Genomic DNA, 18,384 nt, shown 5'->3' on the forward strand with positions numbered 1-18,384 from the left:
GTCACGCACCCCCGAACAGCGGGTGCGGCGACTGCTTGATCGTCGGCATCCCGCCGTCGAACCAGGACTGCCGCCGGATCGCGCGCATCGCCTCCTTGCGGGTCCCCTCGTCGAGCCGGTCGAGGAACAGCACGCCGTCCAGGTGGTCGGTCTCGTGCTGGATGCACCGGGCCAACAGGTCGGTGCCCTCCACCTCGATCGGCTCGCCGTGCATGTTCCAGCCGCGCGCGACGACGTTGCGGTGCCGCCGGCAGTCCCAGGACAGGCCGGGTATGGACAGGCAGCCCTCGGGGCCGTCCTGGACCTCGTCGCCGACCACCTCGAAGGTCGGGTTGACCAGGTGACCTGCGAATCCGTCGCAGTGATAGGTGAACACCCGCAGGCCGACCCCGAGCTGGGGGGCGGCCAGCCCCGCGCCGCCGGCGTCGCTCATGGTGTCCCACAGGTCCTTGACCAGCTTGCGCAGTTCCGCGTCGAAGTCGGTGACCTCGACGGCGGGGGTCCGCAGCACCGGGTCGCCGAACAGCCGGATGGGTTGGACGGTCACGCACTCTCCTCGAACGGGGGCAGACCGCCAGTCTAGGAGAGCGGCCAAAGCGGGGTGGGGCTCAGTGGTCGACTCGGTGGTCGGCTCGGTGGTCGGCTCGGTGGTCGACGTGCCGTCCGAGGAGGCCCAAGCCGGCCGGCGCGGTGAAGTGGCCGACGAACCGGGTGGCCGTCACCACGCCGGTCGCCACGCCCGTCGCCGCACCCGTCGCCGCCCTGGGGACCGCGCTGTGCACCGCCCGCATCCACGCCAACCGCCCCGTCAGCGAGCGCACGACCGCGCCACACCCGCCCCGGGGGTCCAGCGAGGCGGCACCACCCACGCCGCACCGACACCACGTCGACAGCGGAGCGCACGGCCTTCACCCCGCCCCTGAGGGTCCTCAGCGAGGCGACACCACCCGCGCCGCTCCCCCGCCACGCCGGGTCGTCTCGGCGGCGGCCCGCCAGCGCCCGTCGGGCAGGCGCTCGACCGCGGTGACCGCGCCGATCTCGTCGGTCGGCGTGAAGCGGTGCCCGAGCGCGTGCAGCGCGTCGGCCTCCCCCGTCGCGAGGAACGCCTTCTCCGCCTGGGTCGTGGCGGCGTTGCGCTGGGACGCGCGCGGCGCGGCGATGGCCGCCACCAGCGGCAGCCCCCGGTCCAGGCGCTGGGTCAGCACCTGGAGGACGGTCGTGATGATGCTCGCACCGCCCGGCGAACCCAGCGCCAGCACGGGTTGGCCGTGGTGCAGCACGATCGTCGGCGACATGGACGAGCGCGGGCGTTTGCCGGGTCCCGGCAGGTTCGGGTCGGGCACGCCGGGCGTCACCGGCGTGAAGGAGAAGTCGGTCAGCTCGTTGTTGAGCAGGAAGCCGCGGCCGGGCACGACGATCCCGCTGCCGCCCTCCTGCTCCAGGGTGAGGGTGTAGGCGACGACGTTGCCCCACCGGTCGGCGACGGTGAGGTGCGTGGTGTCGGTGCCCTCGTAGGGGGTGGCCGCGGGCGCGCCTGCCGTCGCGCACGGGCGCGGGTCGTGCGGGTCGCCCGGTGCGACGGGGCTGGTCAGGACGGCCGTCGGGGAGATCAGGCAGGCCCGGCTGTCGGCGAACCGCTGCGCCAGCAGCCGCTCGGTCGGCACGTCGGCGAAGGCCGGGTCGCCCACCCAGCGGTTGCGGTCGGCGTAGGACAGCCGGCTCGCCTCCAGGAACCGGTGCAGGTACTGGACCGGGGTCTCGTCGCCGAGGTCGGTGTGCTCCAGGATGTTCAGCGCCTCGCCGACCGTCGTGCCGCCCGAGGACGGCGGGGCCATGCCGAACACGTCCAGGCCGCGGTAGCGGGTGCGGGTGGGCTCGCGCCGCGCCACCTCGTAGCCGGCGAGGTCGGCGGCGGTCATCGCGCCGGGCCGGACCACGCGCGTCGTGCCGGGCGTCACGGGCGGTTCGGTGACGGCCGCGACGACGTCGCGCCCCAGGCGGCCCCGGTAGAGCGCGGACACGCCCTCCCGGCGCAGTTCGCGGTAGGTGTCGGCCAGGTCGGGGTTGCGGAACCGGCTGCCCACCGCGGGCACCGGCAGGTAGAGCGCCTTGGTGGAGGTGAAGTCGGCGAACCGGTCGGCGTTCTCCGAGACCTGCCGGTGGAACGTCGCGTCGACGGTGAACCCGCGCCGGGCCAGCTCCTCGGCGGGTGCGAGCGCCCGGTCCAGGGACAGCGTCCCCCATCGCTGGAGGGCACGCTGCCAGGTGCGCGGCGTGCCCGGCACGCCCACCGACAGGCCGCTGGTCACGGCTTCGGCGAACGGGAGCGCCCGGCCGTCCTCCACGAACAGGTCCGGGCCGACGGCGGCGGGCGCCGTCTCCCGGCCGTCCAGCGTGGACACCCGGCGGGTGCGGGCGTCGTAGTGCACGAAGAACCCGCCGCCGCCGATGCCCGCCGAGAACGGGTCGGTGACCCCGAGCGCGGCGGCGACGGCGACGGCGGCGTCCACCGCGTTGCCGCCCCGGCGCAGGACGTCCACGCCGATCCGCGAGGCGTCCGGGTCGATGCTCGCGACCGCACCGCCCCACCCGACGGCTTCCGGCTCGCGCGGCGGCGCGGCCGGTTCGGCTCGGGCGGGTGCGAGCGGGGCGACGAGGAGGAGTGACGCGAGTGCGCTGACGACCGTCGACCTGAGCATCGTTCCCTTGTACTCCACCGGGAGGAACCGGAGAAGCCCCTCCGACGAATCCCCCTGCGGAACGACCCGCCGCCACCGCTCACCGGGACGAGGGCTCGGCCGGTGGTCCGGCCGGGGCCCGGCCGCGGCGGGAGGAGTCCCGACGCGGGCCGATCCCCGGCGGCTTTCCCCCACGAGCCGTCCCCACGAGCCGTCCCCCGGAGGCTTCCCGGCGGGTCCCGGCGAGCCGATCCCCGGAAAGCTTCCCGGCGGGTCCCGGCCGGCCGACCTCTAGCAAGCGCCCGGCGGGTCCCGGCGGGCCGCCCTCCGGAGGACTTCCGGTGGGTTCCAGCCGGCCGGCCCCGGCGAGGGCTCCACCGGGTCGGGCTCAGAGGACTTCCAGCGGGTCGAGCTTCACCCGGATCGGCTCCGGGTCCTTGCGGGCGCTGCGCGTCGCCTGGAGGGTGGCCAGCGCTTCGGAGAGCGCCTTGCCCTCCGCCCTGGCCACGCGGACCAGGGCGCGCTCCTTCCGGCCGTCCTCGGACAGCGGCACCGGACCCAGCACCTCGCCGGTCGGCGGCAGCCGGAGGTCCTCCAGGGCCGACGCCAACGCCTCCGGCGCCCCGTCGACCGTGGCCATCCGCACGGCGGGCGGGAAGCCCAGCTCCGTCCGGGCCGCCAGTTCCTGCCGCGCGTGCCACACCGGGTTCCAGCGGACCAGCGCCTGCACCGGCGGCAGGGCCGAGTCGGCGATCACCACCACCCGCCCCGCCGGCCGGGTCAGCGCGGCGGCCGTCATCCAGCGGCGCAGGGTCTCCTCGGTCGCGCGCAGGTCGGCCCGGCCCAGCAGCGCCCAGCCGTCCAGCAGCAGCACCGCGCCGTAACCACCCTCGGCGGTCGGCTCCGCGCCCGGCGTCGCCACCACCAGCGCCGGACCGGACGGCACGGCGGACAGCACCTCGTCCGCGCCCGACGTGCGCACCGCGATCCCGCTGAACGCCCGCCCCAACTCCTCGGCCGTGCGCCGGGCGCCGATGACCTGGCCGCGCAACCGGCGCGAGCCGCAGGCCGGGCAGCGGAACGCCGCCTCGGTCGCGCCGCACCACCGGCAGTACGCCGGTCTCGGCACGCCGTCCTCGGTGCCGCCGGGCAGCGCCAGCGGCCCCGCGCACCGGCGGCAGCGGGCAGGCGCCCGGCACGTGCCGCACGCCAGCGACGGCACGTAACCCCGGCGCGGCACCTGGATCAGCACCGGCGCGCCCTCCGCGAACGCCGCCCGCGCCGCCTCGAACGCGATCGTCGGCAGCCGCGCCGACCTCGCCGCCGGGTCCTTCACCTCCTGCCACGCGTGGTCGCCCACCGCCACCACGCGCGGCGCGACCGCGCGCAGCGCGTCCCGCGACGCCACCACCTCGTGCGCCCAGCCGCTGTCCACCAGCAACTGCGCCTCGGCGGTCCGCGCGAACCCGCCGACGAGGAACGACGCCCCGGTCAGGTGCGCACGCTGCACCAGCACGTCGCGCACGTTCGGGTACGGCATGCGCGGCTCGGTGTGCAGGTCGTCGCCGTCGTCCCACACCACGACCAGCCCGAGGTCGCGCACGGGCGCGAGCGCCGCGCCCCGCGTGCCCAGGACCAGCCGCACCGAGCCCCGCCGCACCGCCAGCCACCGCTGGTAGCGCTCGGACGGCCCGAGGTCGGACGACAGCGTCACCACCGCCTCCGGACCGGCCAGCGCCACGCACGCCTCGTGCAGCCGCGCCAGGTCGCGGTGGTCCGGCACGACGACCAGGGCTCCCCGACCCGCGCTCACCACCGAGGTGGCGGCCTCGGCCAGCCGCGCGGGCCAGTCCTCCGCCGGCAGCGCCTGCCACACCGCCCGCGCCGGCCGACCCGCGCGGAGCGCGTCCAGCAGGTTCGGCCCGTACGGGTACCGCGACCAGCCCTCGGTCGGGGGCGCGGCGGGCAGCGGCGCGGGTTCGGGCGACGGCTTGGCCTCCACCCGCGCGTGCCGGGGCGGGATCGCCATCCGCAGGACGTCGGTCAAGGACCCCGCGTACCGGTCCGCCACCGCCCGCGCCAGCTCCGCCACCTCGGGCGACAGCACCGGCTCCGGCGAGATCACCCGGTCGAGGAAGCTGAGCTTGCGGCCGTAGTCGGACTCCTCCACCCGGTCGAGGAGGAAGCCGTCGACCAACTGGCCCGCGAACCGCACGCGGACGCGGCAACCGGGCACCGCGTCGGCGTCCTGCTCGGTGGACACCCGGTAGTCGAACAGCTTGTCGAGGTGGGGCAGCGGCACGTCGACGCAGATCCGGGCGACGGACAGCGCAGCCGCGGGCACGCGCTCCCCGCGCCTGGTGGTCGCCTTGCCTGCCATGCGCTGAGGTCTACCAGACAGCCTCCCGGCGGGTTCCGGGGCGGTGCGGCCGGACGGGTGAACGGATGGACGGTGCGGGGCGCGGGGTGGGGGCGTGGGGTCTCATGCGTCCATCTTCGAACGGGTGTTCGAGGCACGCAAGATCACGATCGGGTGAAGTCGATCGGGGACCCGACGGCACGGACGCACCGACCACGTCGTCGATCAAAGCCGCGACGAGCGGAAACCCGGAGAACGACCGCGCCACCCGAGCAGCCCGCCGGCCACGACGACACCCGCTGAAGAAACCCGCTGCCGACACCGACCCGCCGACGGCCGAGGCCCCGGACAGCCGACGGGGGCCGCCCGACCGGACGGCCCCCGCCTCACGTCAAGCGGTGCCTGGGATCACGCACCCGCCGCCGCGCGCAACGCCCCGGCGCGGTCGGTGTTCTCCCACGGCAGGTCCACGTCGGTGCGACCGAAGTGGCCGTACGCGGCCGTCTGCGCGTAGATCGGCCGCAGCAGGTCCAGGTCGCGGATGATCGCGGCGGGCCGCAGGTCGAAGACCTCGGAGATGGCCTGCTGGATCTTGCTCGGGTCGACCGTCTCGGTGCCGAAGGTCTCCACGAACAGGCCCACCGGCGCGGCCTTGCCGATCGCGTACGCGACCTGCACCTCGATCCGCGTGGCCAGGCCCGCCGCCACCGCGTTCTTCGCCACCCACCGCATCGCGTACGCGGCCGACCGGTCGACCTTCGACGGGTCCTTGCCGGAGAACGCGCCGCCGCCGTGCCGCGCCATGCCGCCGTACGTGTCGACGATGATCTTGCGGCCGGTCAGGCCCGCGTCGCCCATCGGGCCGCCGATGACGAACCGGCCGGTGGGGTTGACCAGCAGCCGCACGTCCTCGGTGTCCAGGCCCAGCTCCGCCAGCTCGGGCAGCACCACGTGCTCGCGGATGTCGACGCCGAGCAGCTTCTCCAGGTCGATGCCGTCCGCGTGCTGCGACGACACGACGACCGTGTCGAGCCGCACCGGCTGGTCGCCCGCGTACTCGATGGTGACCTGGGTCTTGCCGTCCGGGCGCAGGTAGGGCACCGTGCCGTCCTTGCGCACGGCGGTCAGCCTGCGGGACAGCCGGTGGGCCAGCGCGATCGGCAGCGGCATCAGCTCCGGCGTGTCGGTGCAGGCGTAGCCGAACATCAGGCCCTGGTCGCCGGCGCCCTGCTTGTCGATCTCGTCGTCCGCGCCGCCGACCCGCTGCTCGTAGGCGGTGTCCACGCCCTGCGCGATGTCCGGCGACTGCGAGCCGATCGCCACGTTCACGCCGCACGAGCGGCCGTCGAAGCCCTTGGCCGACGAGTCGTAGCCGATCTCCAGGATCTTCTCCCGGACGATCGACGGGATGTCCGCGTAGGTCTCCGTGGTGACCTCGCCCGCCACGTGCACCTGGCCGGTCGTGATGAGCGTCTCCACGGCCACGCGCGAGCGGGGGTCCTTGCGCAGCAAGGCGTCGAGGATCGAGTCGCTGACCGCGTCGCAGATCTTGTCCGGGTGCCCCTCGGTCACCGACTCACTGGTGAACAGCCTGCTGCTGTGCTGGCTCACGGCACTCCCTCATCTGCTCTCAAGTGATCCGACGACCTGTCCGGGCGCTCCCGCCGACCCGATCGGCTGCGACACCCTCAGCTTACTGAGGGTTGGCACGTGGGCCCTCACCCGCGGAACCACCGTTCGACGGCATCCCACACTGCGGACGCAAGACGCGCCTTCGAGCCGTGTGGTAGTGGCGTCTCGGTCCCGTCGGAGGACAGCAGCCAGCCCGCGTTGTCCTCGACCTCGAACGCCCGGCCGTCGCCGACCGCGTTGACCACGAGCAGGTCGCAGCCCTTGCGGGCGAGCTTGGCGCGGCCGTAGGCCAGCACGTCCGCACCGTCGTCGCCGGTCTCGGCCGCGAACCCGACGACGACCTGGCCGTCCCGGCGCGCGCGGACCAGCTCGGCGAGGACGTCCGCGTTGCGGGTCAGCTCGACCGGGTCCGGGTCGCGGTCGGTCTTCTTGATCTTGTGCGGGGCGAGCGCCGTCGGGCGGAAGTCCGCCACCGCCGCCGCCATCACGACGGCGTCCGCGTCCTTCGCGGCCCGGTGCACCGCGTCCCGCAGCTCGGCGGCCGTGCCCGCGCGCTCGACGTCCACTCCCGCCGGCGGGACGAGGTCGGCGGTGTGCGCGGCGACCAGCGTGACCCGCGCGCCGCGCTGCGCGGCGACCCTGGCCAGCGCGAACCCCTGCCGCCCCGACGAGCGGTTGCCCAGGAAGCGCACCGGGTCCAGCGGCTCGCGGGTGCCGCCCGCGGAGACCACGACGTGCCTGCCCTCCAGGTCGCGCGGCAGCGCGTCCGGGCGCTCCAGCAGCAACCGGGCCAGCTCGACGATCTCGGCGGGCTCGGGCAGCCTGCCCTTGCCGGTGTCCTTGCCGGTCAGCCGGCCGCTCGCGGGCTCGGCGACGACCACGCCGCGCGAGCGCAGCAGCGCCACGTTGGCCCGCGTCGCCGGGTGCTCCCACATCTCGGTGTGCATCGCCGGCACCAGCAGGACCGGGCAGCGCGCGGTCAGCAGGGTGTTGGTGAGCAGGTCGTCGGCCAGCCCGTGGGCGGCCTTGGCCAGCAGGTTCGCCGTGGCCGGCGCGACGACGACCAGGTCGGCGTCCTGTCCGAGCCGCACGTGTTGCACGGACGGTACGTCCGAGAACACGTCGGTGTGCACGGGCTGCCCGGACAGCGCCTCGAAGGTGGCCGCGCCGACGAACTTCAGCGCGCCCTCGGTCGGCACCACCCGCACGGCGTGGCCGGACTCCGTGAGCCTGCGCAGCACCTCGCACGCCTTGTACGCGGCGATGCCCCCGCCGACACCCAGGACGACCCTGGGGCGGACGGGGGCATCGGCGGTCTCGGTCACTCGCCTTCGGTGTGCTCGAGGAGACCCGCGTGGATCTCCCGGAGCGCGATCGACAGCGGCTTCTCGCGCGGGCCCGGCTCGACCAGGGGGCCGACGTACTCCAGCAGGCCCTCGCCGAGCTGGGCGTAGTAGTCGTTGATCTGGCGCGCCCGCTTGGCCGCGTAGATCACCAGCGCGTACTTCGAGCTGACCTGCTCCAGCAGGTCGTCGATCGGCGGGTTGGTGATGCCCTCCGGAGAACCCGAGAGCGGGCCCAGCTCGGTGTGCGTGGTCACTCGTCAACGCTCCTGCGGTCGGTGTGCGGAATCCGGGCCGTCCCGCGCCTGCGGACGCGCGTCACCGCACGTCGGGCGCCGGGCCGACCACCAAGTCTAGCAAGCGGGCCGCGGCGGAGCGCACGTCGGCGTTCACCACGACCTCGTCGAACTCGGGCTCGGCCGCCAGCTCCTCGCGCGCGATCGCCAGCCGGCGGGCCACCACGGCGGGGTCCTCGGTGCCGCGGCCGGTCAGCCTGCGCACCAGGTCGTCCCAGGACGGCGGCGCGAGCATCACCAGCTGCGCCTCGGGCATCGCGGCCCGGACCTGGCGCGCGCCCTGGAGCTCGATCTCCAGCAGCGACGGCCGGCCTGCCGCCAGCGCCCGCTCCACCGGCTCCCTGGGCGTGCCGTAGCAGTTGCCCGCGAACTCGGCGTGCTCCAGCAGCTCGCCGTTGGCGACCATCTTGCGGAACTCACCGGCGTCCACGAAGTGGTAGTGGACGCCGTCAACCTCCCCCGGCCTCGGCTTCCGGGTGGTCACCGAGACGCTGAAGTGCACGTCGGGCCCCTGTCGGCGCAGCTCGGCCAGCACGCTGGACTTGCCGACGCCCGAGGGCCCGGAAAGGACGGTGAGGCGGGACCGGGCGCGTGCGCCCGGTCCCGCCCCGGTGCCATCACTCACTCGCCGCTGAACTCGGTGAGCAGCGCCTTGCGCTGCCGCTCACCCAGGCCGCGCAGCCGACGGCTCGGAGCGATCTCAAGCCGCTCCATGATCTGCTGCGCGCGGACCTTGCCGACGCCCGGAAGCGCCTCAAGCAGCGCGGACACCTTCATCTTGCCAAGGACCTCGTCGCTCTCGGCGGCCTTCAGCACGTCCGTCAGGGTCGTGCCGCCACGCTTGAGGCGCTCCTTGAGCTCAGCCCGAGCGCGACGAGCGGCAGCAGCCTTCTCCAGCGCTGCGGCCCGCTGCTCCTCGGTAAGCTGGGGAAGGGCCACGATTTCCTCCGTGGTGTGGGAATTTCAATTCTGGATCGGTGCCGCGACCGTACCGAGCGCAATTGCCTGGGTACAACGTGGGCCCCAGTCAGGTGAATCTTTCAGCGCCTGGAGGTTGCGGCGGGTGGTAGTAGTACCAACACCCTCCGACAAGCCCATCACCGCCACCGGTAACGCCGTGCGCACGACCTGTGTGGTATGCGCTCGATGGGGGATGATCCCGTCAGTGGCCTGGACCGTACCAGGCCACGTTTGCGCAGGTGAGCGGACCACGCTCAGCGGGTCGGGATTTGATCGTGATCACATCTCCAGGGAGTGCCGGACAGCGGCCGCCGCGGACCGCAAACTTGCGGGTTCGGGACCGTGCCGGAGCACGTCCCGCGAGCTGGTCGGCAGCACGCCGCGCAGCTCCCGGCCGAACACCGCGCGCAGGTCCGCCACGGTGCCGCCCTGGGCCCCGAAACCGGGGGCCAGGACGTATCCGTGCAGGTCGGAGAGGTCGACGCCGAGGTCGCCCACGGTCGCGCCGACCACCAGCCCGACGTCGCCGAGGGGGTCGGCGCCCGCGTTCCGGGCCGCCGCCGCGTCCACGACCGCCTGCGCCACGGAACGCCCGTCCGGGCCCACCGCGCGCTGCACCGAGGAACCCTCGGCATTGGAAGTCAACGCGAGGACGAATACTCCGCGCCCGCTCGCGCGTGCGGCTTCGAGCGCCGGGTCGAGCGACCCGAAACCGAGGTACGGCGACAGCGTGACCGCGTCGCCCGCCAACGGCGAGCCGTCCGCCAGGTACGCCGCCGCGTAGGCGCTCATGGTCGACCCGATGTCGCCCCGCTTGGCGTCCACCAGGACCAGCGTGCCGCTGTCGCGCAGGTCCGCGACGACGCGCTCCAGGACGGCCACGCCCCGTGAGCCGTGCGCCTCGAAGAACGCCGCCTGGGGCTTCACCAGGGCCACGTGGCCCCCGAACGCCTCCACGCAGGTCAGCGCGAACCGCTCCAGCCCGGAGACGTCCCGCGGCAGGCCCCAGGCGTCCAGCAGGCCGGGGTGGGGGTCGATGCCGACGCACAGCGGGCCGTGCTCGGCCACGGCCCGCGCGAGTCGCTGCCCGAACCTCATCCGTCACCCCGCAGGGCCGCCTGGAGCGCCTGGAGGGGCCGTACGCCGATGTCGCCGCGGATGGCCGCCTCGATGCCGTGCACGGCCGCCGCCGCGCCCTGGATCGTGGTGACGCACGGGATGTCCCTGGCGACCGCCGCCGTGCGGATCTCGTAGCCGTCGACGCGCGGGCCGCTGTTGCCGTACGGCGTGTTGATGACGATGTCCACGGTGCCGTCGAGGATGGCGTCGACGATGTTCTTGTCGCCGTCGGAGTGCTTGCGGACCACCGTGCACGGGATGCCGTTGCGGCGCAGCACCTCGGCCGTGCCCTCCGTCGCCAGCACCTCGAACCCCAGGTCGGCGAGCCGCTTGACCGGGAAGATCATGGCGCGCTTGTCCCGGTTGGCGACCGACACGAACGCCCGGCCCGAGGTGGGCAGCGAGCCGTACGAGGCGGTCTGGGACTTGGCGAACGCCGTGCCGAAGGACACGTCGATGCCCATGACCTCGCCGGTCGACTTCATCTCCGGCCCGAGCAGCGAGTCCACGCCCTGGCCCTCCGGCGTGCGGAACCGGTGGAACGGCAGCACGGCCTCCTTGACCGCGACCGGCGCGTGCGGCGGCAGCTTCGCGCCGTCGCCGGACGCGGGCAGCAGCCCCTCGGCGCGCAGCTCGGCGATGGTGCCGCCGAGCATGATCCGCGCGGCGGCCTTGGCCAGCGGCACGGCCGTCGCCTTGGACACGAACGGCACCGTGCGGGACGCGCGGGGGTTGGCCTCCAGCACGTAGAGCACGTCGTCCTTGAGCGCGTACTGGACGTTGAGCAGGCCGCGCACGCCGATGCCCTCGGCGATGGCCCGCGTGGACCGGCGCACGTTGTCGATGTCGGTCTCGCCCAGCGTGATGGGCGGCAGCGCGCACGCCGAGTCGCCCGAGTGCACCCCGGCCTCCTCGATGTGCTCCATCACACCGCCGATGAACACGTCCTCGCCGTCGAACAGCGCGTCGACGTCGATCTCGATGGCGTCGTCGAGGAACCGGTCGACCAGCACGGGGTGCTCCGGGCTGACCTCGGTGGCGCGCTGGATGTAGCCGCGCAGCGACTCCTCGTCGTAGACGATCTCCATGCCGCGCCCGCCCAGCACGTACGAGGGCCGCACCAGCACGGGGTAGCCGATCTCGTCGGCGATCGCCTTGGCGCCCTCGAAGGACGTCGCGGTGCCGTACTTGGGCGCGGGCAGGCCGGCCGCGGTCAGCACCTCGCCGAACGCGCCCCGGTCCTCGGCCAGGTGGATGGCGTGCGGCGGGGTGCCCACGACCGGCACGCCCGCGTCCGCCAGCCGCCGCGCCAGGCCCAGCGGCGTCTGGCCGCCCAGCTGCACGATCACGCCCGCGACCGTGCCGGAGCGCTGCTCGGAGTGGACCACCTCCAGCACGTCCTCGAACGTCAGCGGCTCGAAGTACAGGCGGTCGGAGGTGTCGTAGTCGGTGGAGACGGTCTCCGGGTTGCAGTTGACCATCACGGTCTCGTACCCGGCCGCCCGCAGCGCCATCGCCGCGTGCACGCACGAGTAGTCGAACTCGATGCCCTGCCCGATCCGGTTCGGCCCCGAGCCCAGGATGAGCACCTTGGGCTTGTCCCGCTGCTCGGTGACCTCCGTCTCGGCCTCCGGGTCCAGCTCGTAGGCCGAGTAGTGGTAGGGCGTCCGGGCGGCGAACTCGGCCGCGCAGGTGTCGACGGTCTTGTACACCGGCCGCACGCCCAGCCGGTGCCGCAGGGCGCGCACGCCGTCCTCGCCGGCCAGCTCGCCGCGCAGCACGGCGAGCTGGCGGTCCGACAGCCCCGCCCGCTTGGCCCTGCGCAGCAGGTGCTCGTCCAGCACGGGCGCGCGCTCGATCTCCTCGCGGAGGCCGACCAGCCACGCCATCTGCTCGATGAACCAACGGTCGATGCGCGACGCCTCGTGCACCTGCTCGATCGTCGCGCCGAGCCGCAGGGCGCGGTCCACCGTGTACAGGCGGCCGTCGTGGCCCGTGCGCAGGGCGTCCAGCGTGGACTCCAGCGCGGTGGCGGGGTCGGTGTCCGCGTCGGGCACCGTCCAGAAGCCGGCCGCCTTGGTCTCCATCGAGCGGAGCGCCTTGCCCAGCGCCTCGATGAAGCTGCGGCCGATGGACATGGCCTCGCCGACGGACTTCATGGTCGTGGTCAGCGTCCGGTCCGCGCCGGGGAACTTCTCGAACGCGAACCGCGGCACCTTCACCACGACGTAGTCCAGCGTCGGTTCGAAGCTGGCCGGCGTCTCGCCCGTGATGTCGTTGCGGATTTCGTCGAGCGAGTAGCCGATGGCCAGTTTCGCGGCGATCTTGGCGATCGGGAACCCGGTCGCTTTCGACGCCAGGGCCGAGGAGCGGGAAACGCGCGGGTTCATTTCGATCACGACCATGCGCCCCGTTTCCGGGTTGATCGCGAACTGGATGTTGCAGCCGCCGGTGTCGACGCCGACCGCGCGGATGACCGCGATGCCGACGTCGCGCATGTGCTGGAACTCGCGGTCGGTCAGCGTCATCGCGGGCGCGACCGTCACCGAGTCGCCGGTGTGCACGCCCATCGGGTCGATGTTCTCGATGGAGCACACGACCACGACGTTGTCGTTGCGGTCGCGCATCAGCTCCAGCTCGTACTCCTTCCAGCCGAGCACGCTCTCCTCGATCAGCACCTCCGTGACCGGGGACTCCGCGAGGCCGGAGGCGGCCAGCCGCTCCAGCTCCTCGTGGGTGTGCGCCATGCCGGAGCCCAGGCCGCCCATCGTGAACGACGGCCGGATCACCACCGGCAGGCCCAGCTCGGCCACCGTGGCGCGGACCTCGTCCATCGTCCGGCACACCGCGCTGCGCGGCACCTCCGCGCCGATGCCCCGCACCAGGTCCTTGAAGATCTGCCGGTCCTCGCCGCGCTGGATGGCGTCGACGTCCGCGCCGATCAGCTCGACGTCGTACTTCTCCAGCACGCCGCGCTCGTGCAGCGCGATGGCCGTGTTCAGCGCCGTCTGGCCGCCCAGGGTGGCGAGGATCGCGTCCGGGCGCTCGGCGGCGATCACCTTCTCCACGAACTCCGGCGTGATCGGCTCGACGTAGGTGGCGTCGGCGAACTCCGGGTCGGTCATGATCGTCGCCGGGTTGGAGTTCACCAGGCTGACCCGCAGGCCCTCCTCGCGCAGCACCCGGCACGCCTGGGTGCCGGAGTAGTCGAACTCGCACGCCTGGCCGATGACGATCGGACCCGAGCCGATGACCAGCACGTGCTTGATGTCGGTCCTCTTCGGCATGTCAGCGGCCCTCGCCCTTCGTCTGTCCACCGGCCGAGCCGGACATGAGGTTGCAGAACTCGTCGAACAGCGGAGCGGCGTCGTGCGGGCCCGCCGCCGCCTCCGGGTGGTACTGCACGCTGAACGCGGGCACGTCCAGGGCGCGCACGCCCTCCACGGTGCCGTCGTTCGGGCAGTAGTGGCTGAGCTGGACGCGGCCGAAGTCGGAGTCGAACTCCTCCCCCGGCTCGCCCTCCAGGGCGAAGCCGTGGTTCTGCGCGGTGATGGCCACCTTGCCGGTCGCGACGTCGATGACCGGGATGTTGATGCCCCGGTGGCCGTAGCGCATCTTGTAGGTCTCCCGGCCGAGCGCGCGGCCCAGGATCTGGTTGCCGAAGCAGATGCCGAACAGCGGGATCCGCCGGTCCAGCACGGCGCGGGTCAGCTCGACGGCGTGCGCCTGCGTCGCCGGGTCGCCGGGACCGTTGGACAGGAACACCCCGTCCGGCGCGATCGCCGCGATCTCGTCGTAGGTCGAGGTCAGCGGCAGGACGTGCACCTCGATGCCGCGGGCCGCCATCATGCGCGGCGTGTTGGACTTGATGCCCAGGTCCAGCGCGGCCACGCGGAAGCGGCGCTCGCCGACCGCGTCCACCACGTACGGCTCGGCGGTGGTGACGTCGCCCGCCAGGTCCGCGCCCGCCATGCCGGGGCCGCCGCGGACCCGCTCCAGCATCTCCTCGGCGGTGCCCAGCTCGTCGCCGGAGAACACGCCCGCGCGCATCGCGCCCCGCTCGCGCAGGTGGCGGGTCAGCATCCGGGTGTCGACGCCGGAGACGCCGACGACGCCCTGGCGCGCCAGCTCCTCCTCCAGGCCGCGCGTCGACCGCCAGTTGGACGGCACGCGGGCCGGGTCGCGCACGACGTACCCGGCGACCCAGATGCGGGCCGACTCGTCGTCCTCGTCGTTCCAGCCGGTGTTGCCGATCTGCGGCGCGGTCTGCACCACGATCTGCCGGTGGTAGGACGGGTCGGTCAGGGTCTCCTGGTAGCCGGTCATGCCGGTGGAGAAGACGGCCTCGCCGAGGCTCACGCCGAGCGCGCCGTATGCCTCGCCGCGGAAGACCCGCCCGTCTTCGAGGACCAGTGCCGCGTTCGTCATACCTTGCCTCCCAGCACTCGCACCCACTGCTCGTACACGTCCTTGTCGTCGCCCCGGAACCCGGTGTCGAAGGTCTGGCCCTCGCGCCGCCAGCGCACCACCAGCAGCCCGTCGGCGCTCATCACCTTGCCCGCCAGACCGCGCGCGGTGCGGGCGCCCACCACGTCCTCCAGCGGTATCCACATCGCGCCCGCGCCGGTGCGCTCCACCAGCACGCCGCGCTCGGTCAGCCGCAGCGTGGCCTCGGCGCGGTGGCCGATGTCACCGACCGCGACCCGGTCCTGCCAGTCGTCGCCGATCGTCGTGCCCACGTAGACGCCGGTCGTCTCCAGCCGCGCCGAGCCGGGCTCGGCGGGTGGCCGAGGGAAGTCCGGCAGCGCCCCGGCCTGGCGGCGGGCCCTGGCGCGCCAGCCGTGCCACATGCCGTAGAGGCACAGCGCGAAGACGGCGAGCACCGCCAGGGACAGCAGCACGCGGGTCATGCGGCGACCCTCCCGCCGGTGGCCGTCACGCGTCCGCGCAGCAGCGTCGCCACGACCCGGCCGGGCAGCTCCATGCCCTCGAACGGCGTGTTCGCCGCGATGCTGGCCAGCTCCGCGCCCCGCACGGTCCACCGGGCGTCCGGGTCGACCAGGGTCAGGTTGGCCGGCTCGCCGACCGCGATCGGACGGCCCTGGTCGGGCAGCCCGGCGATCTCGGCGGGCCGCTCGCTGAGCACGCGGGCCACGCCGCGCCAGTCCAGCAGGCCGGGCCGGAGCATGGTCTCCACGACGATCGACAGCGCCGTCTGGAGGCCCAGCATCCCCGGCCGGGCGGCGGACCACTCGACGTCCTTGTCCTGGACGGCGTGCGGCGCGTGGTCGGTGGCCACGCAGTCGATGACGCCGTCGGCGAGGGCCTGCCGCAGCCGCTCGACGTCGGCCGCGGTGCGCAGGGGCGGGTTGACCTTGTTGACCGGGTCGTAGGTCGCCAGGCGCTCGTCGGTCAGCAGCAGGTGGTGCGGGGTGACCTCGGCGGACACCTCGGTGCCGCGCGCCTTCGCCCAGGCCAGGACGTCGGCGGTGCCCGCGGTGGACACGTGGCAGACGTGCAGCCGGGCGCCCACCTGCGCGGCCAGCAGGCAGTCGCGGGCCACGACGGCCTCCTCGGCGGCGGCCGGCCAGCCCTGGAGGCCCAGGCGGGCCGCCTGCTCGCCCTCGTGCGCCTGCGCGCCGACGGTCAGGCGGGGCTCCTCGGCGTGCTGCGCGACGACCACGTCCAGCGCCTTCGAGTACTCCAGGGCGCGCCGCATGATCAGCGGGTCGTGGACGCAGTGGCCGTCGTCGGAGAAGACCCGGACGCCCGCCTTGGCCATCGTGCCCAGCTCGGCCAGCCGCTCGCCCCCGAGGCCGACGGTGACCGCGCCCACCGGGTGGACGTCCACCAGGCCGACCTCCCGGCCGCGGCGGGCGACGTGCTCGACCACCACGGCGTTGTCCGCCACGGGGTCGGTGTTGGCCATCGCGAAGACGGCGGTGTAGCCGCCCAGGGCCGCCGCGGCCGAGCCGGTGGCGATCGTCTCGGTGTCCTCGCGGCCGGGTTCGCGCAGGTGGGTGTGCAGGTCGACGAAGCCGGGCAGGAGGACCGCGCCGCCGCCCTCGACGGTCCGGTGGCCGGTGCCGCCGCTCGTGACGTCACCGCTCGTGGTGCCGCCGGGGTGGACCGGGTGGCCGTCGAGGGTGGCGGAGGTCTCGTCGTAGGCGCCGATGGCCGCGATCACGCCGTCGCGGATCAGCACGTCGACCGGGTCGCCCTCGCCGTACGGTCGTACACCCTTGAGGATCAAGGGGCTCACGCGGTTTCCTCCTCGTGGGCAAGCAGGTGGTAGAGGACGGCCATGCGGACGTGGACGCCGTTGCGCACCTGGTCGGTGATGGCCGCCCGCGGCGAGTCCGCGACCGAGGACGCGATCTCCATGCCGCGCAGCATCGGACCGGGGTGCAGGACCACGGCGTGCTCGGGGAGGAGCTTCAGGCGGTTCTCGTTCAGGCCGTAGGCGATCGAGTACTCGCGGGCCGAGGGGAAGAAGTGGCCGTTGCCCTTCGCGCCGGCGGGCCCGCTGTACATCCGCTCCGCCTGCACCCTGAGCAGCATCACCGCGTCCTGGCTCGGCAGCTCGGCGTCCAGCTCGTGCGAGACGGTCACCGGCCAGTTCGCCACGCCGGCGGGCAGCAGCGTCGGCGGCGCGACCAGGGTCACGTGCGCGCCCAGCGCGGTGAGCAGGTGGACGTTCGAGCGCGCCACCCGGCTGTGCAGCACGTCGCCGACGATCGCGATCCGCCGGTCCGCCAGGTCGCCGAGGCGCTCCCGCAGCGTGGCGGCGTCCAGCAGGGCCTGCGTGGGGTGCTCGTGCATCCCGTCGCCGGCGTTGACCACCGACGTGCCGGCGTCCTGGAGCCAGTTCGCCAGGCGGTGCGCCGCGCCCGAGGCCGGGTGCCGGACGACCACGCAGTCCGCGCCGGCCGCCGCGAGGGTCAGCGCGGTGTCCCGCAGCGACTCGCCCTTGCCGACGCTGGACCCGGACGACGAGACGTTCACCACGTCCGCGCTCATCCACTTGCCGGCGATCTCGAAGCTCACGCGGGTGCGGGTCGAGTTCTCGTAGAACACCGTGACGACGGTCCGGCCCCGCAGCGTCGGCAGCTTGCGGACCTCGCGGCCCTCCAGCGACTGCTTGAGGGTCGCCGCCGTGTCCAGGATCGCGGTCGCCGCGGCCGGGTCGATGCCCTCGGTGGACAGCAGGTGCCTCACCGCAGCACCACCCCGTCCCGCTGGTCGAACTCCTCCAGGAGCACGTGGACCTCCTCGGACCGGGCGGTGGGCACGTTCTTGCCCACGTAGTCGGCGCGGATCGGCAGTTCGCGGTGGCCCCGGTCGACCAGCACCGCGAGCTGCACGGCGCGGGGGCGGCCGTGGTCGCGCAGGGCGTCCAGCGCGGCGCGGATCGTGCGGCCGGAGAACAGCACGTCGTCCACGAGGACCACCAGCCGGTCGTCGACGCCGCCGTCCGGGAGCTTCGTCGCCTCCAGCGGCCGGGTGGGGCCGCGGCGCAGGTCGTCCCGGTAGAGCGTCACGTCCAGCGTGCCTGTGGGTACCGCCACACCGCTGAACTCGTTGATCTTCACGGCTAGTCTTCGGGCGAGCGGCGCACCTCGGCTTGGAATCCCCATCAGGACTACTTCGGGTGCGCTCGGTGCATCGAGAGCGGTCTTCTCGATGATCTGATGGGCCATTCGGGCGACGGTGCGCGCGACGTCACCGGCCGAGAGCAGCTCGCGCTCTCCCGCCGGGTCCGTCGCGCCACGTTGACGTGGCGCCACGGTTGGACCTCCTTCCCCGCCTCGCTGGACGGGTCCTTAAAGGACGTCGGACACCCGGTTGCGACCGGGCTGACCAGCACGGTATCAGGCTTTCCCGGTCAATCTTCCGGGTGGTCCGCGTGGTCTCGACCACCTCGGCCGGCGAGATCAGCTTGACCTGGTGACCACGGAGAGCAATCATTACTCTGCGTATTGATCTAAGCCTCCCCG

16 protein-coding genes are annotated in these 18,384 nt (G+C 73.6%); all 16 read right to left on the bottom strand.

Features of this window, described 5'->3' with window-relative positions; genetic code table 11:
- Position 1 precedes the first annotated feature (1 nt).
- Positions 2–547, bottom strand: coding sequence for a peptide deformylase (gene def, locus C8E97_RS25330; protein WP_121007959.1), 546 nt, complete (start codon positions 545–547; stop codon positions 2–4).
- A 61-nt stretch (positions 548–608) separates the two neighbouring features.
- Positions 609–821, bottom strand: a complete 213-nt coding sequence (locus tag C8E97_RS25335) for a hypothetical protein (RefSeq protein WP_147455226.1) — start codon at positions 819–821, stop codon at positions 609–611.
- Between the two features lie 108 nt (positions 822–929).
- Positions 930–2,699 carry a gamma-glutamyltransferase gene (gene ggt / locus C8E97_RS25340; protein ID WP_121007961.1) on the bottom strand — a complete coding sequence of 590 codons (1,770 nt, stop codon included), beginning with the start codon at positions 2,697–2,699 and terminating at the stop codon, positions 930–932.
- A 367-nt stretch (positions 2,700–3,066) separates the two neighbouring features.
- Positions 3,067–5,058: a primosomal protein N' gene (locus C8E97_RS25345; RefSeq protein WP_121007962.1), complete on the bottom strand. Its 1,992-nt coding sequence runs from the start codon at positions 5,056–5,058 to the stop codon at positions 3,067–3,069.
- 387 nt (positions 5,059–5,445) lie between these two features.
- Positions 5,446–6,648, bottom strand: coding sequence for a methionine adenosyltransferase (gene metK, locus C8E97_RS25350; protein WP_170211991.1), 1,203 nt, complete (start codon positions 6,646–6,648; stop codon positions 5,446–5,448).
- 107 nt (positions 6,649–6,755) lie between these two features.
- Entirely contained in the window at positions 6,756–7,994 is a 1,239-nt protein-coding gene (gene coaBC / locus C8E97_RS25355) for a bifunctional phosphopantothenoylcysteine decarboxylase/phosphopantothenate--cysteine ligase CoaBC (protein WP_121007963.1), read from the bottom strand.
- A complete protein-coding gene (rpoZ, locus tag C8E97_RS25360) occupies positions 7,991–8,269 on the bottom strand; it encodes a DNA-directed RNA polymerase subunit omega (protein ID WP_015103666.1) in 279 nt (92 codons plus the stop codon). Before rpoZ ends, coaBC begins: the two co-directional genes overlap by 4 nt.
- Positions 8,270–8,330: 61 nt before the next feature.
- Positions 8,331–8,933: a guanylate kinase gene (gmk, locus tag C8E97_RS25365; protein WP_121007964.1), complete on the bottom strand. Its 603-nt coding sequence runs from the start codon at positions 8,931–8,933 to the stop codon at positions 8,331–8,333.
- Positions 8,930–9,247 carry an integration host factor, actinobacterial type gene (gene mihF / locus C8E97_RS25370; RefSeq protein ID WP_033427832.1) on the bottom strand — a complete coding sequence of 106 codons (318 nt, stop codon included), beginning with the start codon at positions 9,245–9,247 and terminating at the stop codon, positions 8,930–8,932. The genes gmk and mihF overlap by 4 nt, the downstream gene beginning before the upstream one ends.
- Before the next feature lie 300 nt (positions 9,248–9,547).
- Positions 9,548–10,366 (bottom strand): orotidine-5'-phosphate decarboxylase, encoded by an 819-nt coding sequence (gene pyrF, locus C8E97_RS25375; protein WP_121007965.1) that lies wholly within the window; start codon positions 10,364–10,366, stop codon positions 9,548–9,550.
- Positions 10,363–13,674, bottom strand: a complete 3,312-nt coding sequence (gene carB, locus C8E97_RS25380) for a carbamoyl-phosphate synthase large subunit (protein ID WP_121007966.1) — start codon at positions 13,672–13,674, stop codon at positions 10,363–10,365. The genes pyrF and carB overlap by 4 nt, the downstream gene beginning before the upstream one ends.
- A gap of 1 nt (position 13,675) precedes the next feature.
- Positions 13,676–14,815, bottom strand: a complete 1,140-nt coding sequence (gene carA, locus C8E97_RS25385) for a glutamine-hydrolyzing carbamoyl-phosphate synthase small subunit (RefSeq protein WP_121007967.1) — start codon at positions 14,813–14,815, stop codon at positions 13,676–13,678.
- Positions 14,812–15,297, bottom strand: coding sequence for a PH-like domain-containing protein (locus C8E97_RS25390; protein ID WP_121007968.1), 486 nt, complete (start codon positions 15,295–15,297; stop codon positions 14,812–14,814). The genes carA and C8E97_RS25390 overlap by 4 nt, the downstream gene beginning before the upstream one ends.
- Positions 15,294–16,649 (bottom strand): dihydroorotase, encoded by a 1,356-nt coding sequence (locus C8E97_RS25395; RefSeq protein WP_121007969.1) that lies wholly within the window; start codon positions 16,647–16,649, stop codon positions 15,294–15,296. Before C8E97_RS25395 ends, C8E97_RS25390 begins: the two co-directional genes overlap by 4 nt.
- The gene (locus C8E97_RS25400; protein ID WP_121007970.1) at positions 16,646–17,605 is read right to left on the bottom strand and encodes an aspartate carbamoyltransferase catalytic subunit; all 960 of its coding nucleotides are present in this window, start codon (positions 17,603–17,605) and stop codon (positions 16,646–16,648) included. The genes C8E97_RS25395 and C8E97_RS25400 overlap by 4 nt, the downstream gene beginning before the upstream one ends.
- A complete protein-coding gene (pyrR, locus tag C8E97_RS25405) occupies positions 17,602–18,174 on the bottom strand; it encodes a bifunctional pyr operon transcriptional regulator/uracil phosphoribosyltransferase PyrR (protein WP_121007971.1) in 573 nt (190 codons plus the stop codon). Before pyrR ends, C8E97_RS25400 begins: the two co-directional genes overlap by 4 nt.
- Positions 18,175–18,384: the final 210 nt, after the last annotated feature.

It is taken from the genome of Saccharothrix australiensis (genome assembly GCF_003634935.1).
GTDB lineage: Bacteria > Actinomycetota > Actinomycetes > Mycobacteriales > Pseudonocardiaceae > Actinosynnema > Actinosynnema australiense.